General features: G+C 40.3%; 2 protein-coding genes. Both read left to right on the forward strand.

Features of this window, described 5'->3' with window-relative positions:
- The coding region (locus RAO94_12485; GenBank protein MDP8323157.1) for a C25 family cysteine peptidase at positions 1-3,932 on the forward strand (3,932 nt) is incomplete at its 5' end.
- Between the two features lie 109 nt (positions 3,933-4,041).
- A partial coding sequence (locus RAO94_12490; GenBank protein ID MDP8323158.1) for a C25 family cysteine peptidase occupies positions 4,042-7,805 on the forward strand: 3,764 nt, incomplete at its 3' end.

Genomic DNA, 7,805 nt, shown 5'->3' on the forward strand with positions numbered 1-7,805 from the left:
GTGCTTCGGAAGTTGCTACTTTGGTGAATAAGCATATACTTTATCAAAACAGCCCCGTGGAAGAAGATATAGTTAAAGCTGTGATGGTGGGAGAAGAGCTGAATAACAGCCCCTGGACCTATGGTGGAAATTATAAGGATCAAATAGTATCCGGCGGTTATTTTGATGGCTACAGCACAACAGGTTTCACAGCCAATATTAATATTAACACCTTTTATGACCGTGATGGTGGCTGGAGTAAATATGACCTTTTTGACGAATTTTCCGATACAGGAATTAACCTTTTGAATCATCTGGGACACAGCAGTCCCACTTATAATATGAAAATGGATAACAGCGATCTAACTGCAGCGAATTTTACCAATAATGGAATAACACGGGGTTTTGTTATAGGTTATTCCCAGGGATGTTATAATGGCTCATTTGATAACTGGCATTATAGTGGTTATTATTTAACTGAGGATTGTTTTGCCGAAAAGATAACTGATGGAATACCAGGCGGCTATGTTGCCTGTATTGCAAATTCACGTTATGGCTGGTATATGCCGGGAGGCACAAACAGTTCTTCGCAATATTATGACAGGATGTTCTTTGACGGTATATTTGGAGAAGGAATAACTGAGATAGGATTAGTAAATCAATATTCTCATGAAGATGATGTAAGCTATATGCTGACAAACAGCAATATGCGCTGGGCATGCTATGAAACCAACCTTTTTGGTGACCCCTCACTTGATATCTGGACAGATATTCCTGATGATATAGAAGCATCAGTACCGGTTTCAGTATCAATAGGAGTATCACAGATAAGCATTCAAACCAATGTTAATAATGCCCGAGTAGCAATTTTGCAGGATGGAGAATTACTGGGTAGAGGATTAACAGGCTTCAATGGAATGCTGAACCTTAATCTGGAAGAACCGGTATCCAGTCCATCACCTCTGGACATTTCAATAATTGCTCATAATTATAATCGTTATGAGGGTGTGATCATTGTTGTTTCTGATCAGCCTTATGTAGTATATCAGGGTTATACTCTGAATGATAGTGCTGGAAATAATAACGGATTACCGGATTATAATGAGGAGATTTCGCTTGATCTTCAGCTTTATAATGTGGGAAATCAAAATGCCCTTAATACTGTACTAAATATTAGTACTGATGATGAATATATCACGATGCTGGATGCTGATGAAGTAATAGGTGAGATCAATGCAGAGAGTGTAATTGAACTTATAGATGCTGTTAGCTTTATGATCAGTGATGATGTTCCTGATCAGCATGTAGTAAATTTCACGATTACAGTGACTGGTGATGACAGGGAAGATTGGGTATCATATTTTCAGATGACTTTAAATGCCCCATCTCTTATCTATGGTGGAATCAATATAGATGACAGTATATCCGGGGATAATGACGGAATACTTGACCCTGGAGAATCTGCTATAGTAACTTTGCAGATCTTAAATAATGGGCAAAGCGATTCACCTTATGCCAGTTTGCAATTATCCTGTAATAATGCCGAAATAGCGATCCTGGTTCAGACTTTTGATCTGGGCGTGATAGCAGCTAATGATCAGGCAGAAGGGATATTTGAAATAAATGTGGGTACTGATATAGAGATCGGAACTCCAGTGGAATTTGCTCTGGTGTGCTCGGCAGATAATTATTCATTCCTGGAAGAATTTGTTGAACCGGTGGGATTAATATTCGAAGATTTTGAAAGTGGGGATTTTAGTGGTTATGATTGGACATTTGGTGGCAATAGTGACTGGCAGATAGACGATCTGGCTTATGAAGGAGATTACAGTGCGAAATCAGGAACGATCAGTAATAATCAAAACAGCAGGATTCTGCTCGATCTTAATGTTCTATTCTCAGGACAGATCAGTTTCAGATACAAAGTGTCTTCCGAAGGGGGTTATGACTTATTGAGATTTTATATTGATGGTGAAGAAGTGGGAGCCTGGTCAGGTGAATTACCCTGGTCTCAGGCAAGCTTTGATATTTCACAGGGTGAACACACCATACAATGGAGATATGAAAAGGATAGTAATGTATCCAGCGGCTCTGATTGTGCCTGGATTGATTATATAATTTTCCCGGCAATTGGAATTCCTGATCCTGCAGAGATGGTGATGGATACAGAAGAACTTAATTTTATGCTGGAAGAAGGTGAAACAGGATATGCTAATCTGGAGATTGCCAATGAAGGTGAAGAAAATCTGATCTGGAATGTCACCAGGCATTATCTGGAAAGCAGAGATAGTGGTGGTCCTGATGATTATGGATACATGTGGTTGGACAGCAATGAAGCCGGAGCTGTGGACTTTGACTGGATAGATATCTCAAGCACCGGAACTCAGGTGAGTTTTACTCATAATGATGTGGGGACAGCTTTGATGCCAATAGGCTTCACCTTTAATTTTTATGGCGCAGATTATGATGAATTTCTGATCAATCCCAATGGCTGGATAGGCTTTGGGGCGGATAATGAAGAATGGTCAAATTCTTCTCTGCCAGATGCTGATGCTCCCAGACCTGCCATTATGCCTTTGTGGGATGATCTTTATCCGGCGATTGGCGGAAATGGTGGCGGAAATGTATATTATGAGAGTTTTGATGATCATCTGGTGGTGATGTTCGATGGTGTTATCCATTATCCTGGTGATTTTAATGGCACTTATGAGTTTGAAGTTGTCATCTGGGATACAGGTGATATCAAACTCCAATATAATAGTTTAGATGGTGATCTTGATACCTGCACGATAGGTATTCAGGATGCCCAGGCTTCAGATGCACTGCAAATATTACATAACGATAATTATCTGGAAGATGAGCTGGCTATATATATTCACAAAGTAATCAACTGGCTGGATATATCTGCAACCAGTGGTGAGATAATAATGAATGATCAGATCATATTGCAATTAACAGCCCACACTGAAGAGCTGGAAGCTGGGGAATATGTATGTGAACTGATCTTCAATACAAACGATCCTCTGCAGGAGACAGTGATCATTCCGGTAAATTTAATTATCGGAGGTGGCGTTATTTATGGTGATGTTGATGATTCTCAGGTAGTGGATGCCTTTGATGCATCTTGCGTGCTGCAATACATTGTGGGACTCGATCCCCTGCCGGAGCTTGACCCGATACCCTGGGAAGCAGAAAGGATAGAATGTGCTGATGTGGATAATAATAATACTATTGAAGCTTATGATGGCTCTTTGATCTTGCAATTTGTAGTAGGGCTTATTACGGAATTCCCGGCTCAAAACGGGGATCCAGTGAATCTGCCGGATGCTGATATCAGATTAGATTGCCAGTTGCTTGATGATGAACTTTATCTGATGGTTATTGCAGATGGAGATATATATTCATTCAGCATGACAGCTGAGCAGATGGAGCAGGTTAGCCTGGGTACACCCGAATTGATGGAAACGGAAAATGCCCTGCTTGCCTGGAATGAAAATGAGAACGGCTGGATGTTGTCTTGCTGCAATGCTTATAGTTTTACAGATGATCAGGTGATCGTGCGGATTCCGGTAGAACTTGATTCTCAGGCTGGGGAAGAGGAATTCATGATGCAGATAAATGCATCTGACTGGGGAGAATATTCTTTTGATTTCAGTACTGTGGATGAAAATAATGATGAAATCATCTATGCTAATGAATTATTTGGTAATTATCCAAATCCATTTAATCCCCAAACTACTCTTTCATTCAGCGTCAAAGAAGATAATACTCCTGTAAAGATCAATATCTACAATATCAAAGGGCAATTAGTGAATACACTTACAAATGAAGTGTACAGCTCAGGAAATCATCTTCTGATCTGGGATGCAGATTCACAGCCAAGTGGAGTTTATTTCTATCGAAGCATAATCGGTGATTATGTTTCCACTAAAAAAATGTTACTAATAAAATAAAAGAATATTGAATTAAGATGCCTGCTCTGAATATTCGGGGCAGGCATTTCTGATGAGTGCATCATCTTAATGTATAGCTTAGATCGAAAATAAAAATTGCGGAGGATAAGTGAAAAAATTATCTCTAATAGTGATCGTGCTGATGATCTGGAGCCTTCAGGCAAGCTGGGTTAGTCTGCAGAGCAGTGAAAGCAACTTATTTAATTGTGAGAGCTCTGATCGTAGTATTACAGAGCTGAATTTTCAACTTGATGGATATGAAATTGAAACCTTAGAAAAAGCAGGGCAGGAATATCTGCAAATTTCTCATCCGGAAGAAGGGGATCTGCTGCAGATAGGTAAGCCGGATCTGCCGGTATTTACTACTTTAGTAGCAATAACAGGAACTGGTACACCACAACTGAGTTATGAAGTTTTAAATTCTTCCACGTTATCAGATGTGACGATATTTCCCCGTCAGGAATTACAGCTGGAAAGTGAACCTGCTAGAGATGAATTTAGTCGCGATGAACAGTATTACGCCAGTGGCAGTATCTTTCCTGAAACAGAAGCTTTTATGGGTGAACCAGCTATTATGCGCGATGTAAGACTGGTGCCGGTTACCGTTTGCCCCTTTAGCTGGGACCCTGTCAGCCGGGAATTGACTATTGTCAGCGAATTTGCTCTGCAGGTGAGTATGACTCCTGAGCCAGGGATCAATGAGCTGAATGATGATAATTATATATCACGAGCTTTTGAACCTTTCTATAAAGGTAATATTATAAATTATGAAGCTTCTGAAACAAGAGATGAATTTCAGCAACCCTGTATTCTCTTTATTCACACAAATAATACTGCGGTCACCTCAGCTCTGGCATATCTCACAGACTGGAAACATGAACGTGGCTTTGAAGTGCACACAGTCAGTACTACTCAGACCGGATACTCAAGTACAGCCATTAAAAACTATATTCAATCTGCTTATAATAACTGGGAAAACCCTCCCGAATATGTTGTATTAGTAGGTGATGCAGGCGGCTCTTATAATATTCCCACCTGGACAAATACCTGGAGTTCTTACGGTGGTGAAGGAGATCAGCCTTATAGCCAACTGGCAGGCGGTGACGTGCTGGCAGATGTTATTGTGGGTAGAATGCCCTTTGGCAATATAACTGAACTGCAAACCATGATTGCAAAATCTATTAACTATGAGAAACAACCCTATGTGACAAATCCAGACTGGCTGGAGACGATCACTTTGGTTGGAGATCCAAGTTCGTCAGGTCCTTCCACTATTTCCACCTGCCGTTATGTACAGGAAGTCACGCAGGCATATAATCCCGAATTTAGCTATAATGAGATTTTTAGTGGCAGTTATTCATCCCTGATGAGCAATGCCTTAAATGGAGGGACTCTATATTTCTGTTATAGAGGATGGATCGGAATGAGTGGCTTTGGTAATAACAATATAACTTCACTTAATAACGGGTGGATGCTGCCCTTTGCCACGATCTTGACCTGTGGAACTGGTGGCTTTGCCGGAACCTGCCGCAGCGAAGTTTTTGCCAGAGCGGGAACTCCTTCAAATCCTAAAGGAGCTATCGCTGCCGTAGGAACAGCAACTTCTGGTACCCATACCTGCTTTAATAATTGCGTAACAGCAGGTATGTATGAAGGGATATTTAATCTTGATATATTCTCTCCTGGTGGGGCACTGGTTAATGGGAAATATAATTTGTATATGAATTATCCTCAGAATCCCAGTAACTTTGTTGATTCTTTTTCGCACTGGAATAACCTGATGGGAGATCCCAGTGTGAGTTTATATACCGGTATTCCTCAGACAATTGATGTGGAATATCCCTCTATTGTCGGATTAGGAGCATTAGATGTTCCGATTACAGTAACTGATGCTCAGGGAGTAGGCATAGAAAATGCCTGGGTTACAATACTTAAAGGTGATGATGATATCTTTGCCACAGGATTTACTAATGCTGCCGGGGAGATCTGGCTGCCTATTTCTGAAGATGAATCTGGAGATGTCACTATTACGGTAACATCACATGATTATATCAGTTTTCAGGATGAATTCACAATTGCAGCTCAAAACGTGCAATTAAATCCTCGTGATTATGATGTTGATGATGATAATTTAGGTTTATCAAGTGGAAATGCTAATGGCATTATTAATAATGGTGAGACCATTGAACTTGATATTCTTGTAAATAATTCAGGCTCTCAAACTGCTACTGGAGTAACTGGGTTGATCAATTGCCATGAATCATGGGTTGAAATCAGCACTTCAGAAGTAAGTTATCCTGATATCAGTGCTGGAGCTGAACTTGCACCTCTTAGCAGTTTTGTGCTGAATATCGATCCGGCTGTTACTGGTGGTTCAGTTTTCCAACTGGAAGTAACTATTAGCAGCGGAATTCAGGAATTCAATGGGATTTTGGATATATCAGTTGCTGCTCCTTTTCTTTCTTTTAATAGTTACACTCTAAGTGGTGTGAGTGGAGTTATTGATCCCGGAGAGACAGCGGGATTTACAGTGGAAATAGAAAATCTTGGAGATACTGCCAGCGGTGAATTGACAGCAATTCTCTCCTCTGAAGATTCCTTTATAAACATAGACGATGATACGGGAGCTTACAGCAATATCATGCCAGGTAATTCTGCTGACAACGATGCCAATAATTTTGAAATCACCCTTAACTCACTGGCTATTCCTGGTACTTTGCTTCCATTGACAATGACTGTATCTAACTCAGAAGGATTTGAGCAGGATATAATGTTCAATCTTGAAGTTGGTACTGTAACAATTGATGACCCAGTAGGACCTGATGCTTATGGTTACCTTGCCTATGATGATCAGGATGATGAATATCTTGAGTGTCCTACATATAGCTGGATAGAGATCAATGCTATTGGTGATGATACTGGTTTGTTTATCCAATATGGTGATGATTGTGATATCGAAGATGTTACTTTCCCAGGGTCTTTCACTTTTAATTTTTACGGTGAACATTACACTACGTTCACTGTCAGCACGGCTGGCTGGATAGCTCCAGGGGGTACTCAGATCAGATCATTCATGAACTGGCATGTTCCAGATGCTCATGGACCAAGTCCAATGATAGCAGCTTTCTGGGATGATCTGCATAATGGCTCAGGACACGTATATACTTACTATGATCCAGGAATGCATTATTACATTATTGAATGGGATAATTTCCAGAATGAGAATAGTAATGCCGAAGAAACCTTCCAGATCATTCTTTATGACGCTAATTATTATCCAACCAGTACTATGGATAGTAAGATAAAGATCCAGTATAAAGAATTCAATAATGTCAATCAAGGTTCCTATAGAGCAGATCATGGACAGTTTTGCACTGTTGGACTCGAAGATCAAACTGGTATGATAGGTTTGGAATACACCTTTAATAACAGCTATCCAACTGCTGCCAGGACAATTACTGATGAGAGTGCCATCTTATTTTCCACAATGCCAATTCCTCCTGATGGACCATTCTTAACTATTGGTGCCATGCAGCTTGATGATGAAAATGGCAATGGTGCAGCGGATTATGGTGAAAATATCTATTTTGATCTGACGATCAGTAATGTCGGTTCAGAAACAGCTCACAATGTCTCAGTAAATATCTCTACATATGATACCTGGATTGATCTGATAGATGATAGTAGTGCCTATCCTGATATTGCAGCAGGCACTATGGAACCTAATAATCAGGCATTTTATCTGACAGTGGATAATGAAGTCCCTGATGGTCATCTTGCTCCAATTAATGTTACGATTTCATCAAATGAAGGCACGTGGGAACTTTTCACGGAAATTGAACTCAACGCTCCGATTATCGGTTACAGTGATTA

The sequence above is a fragment of the Candidatus Stygibacter australis genome, assembly GCA_030765845.1.
Classification (GTDB): Bacteria; Cloacimonadota; Cloacimonadia; order Cloacimonadales; family TCS61; genus Stygibacter; species Stygibacter australis.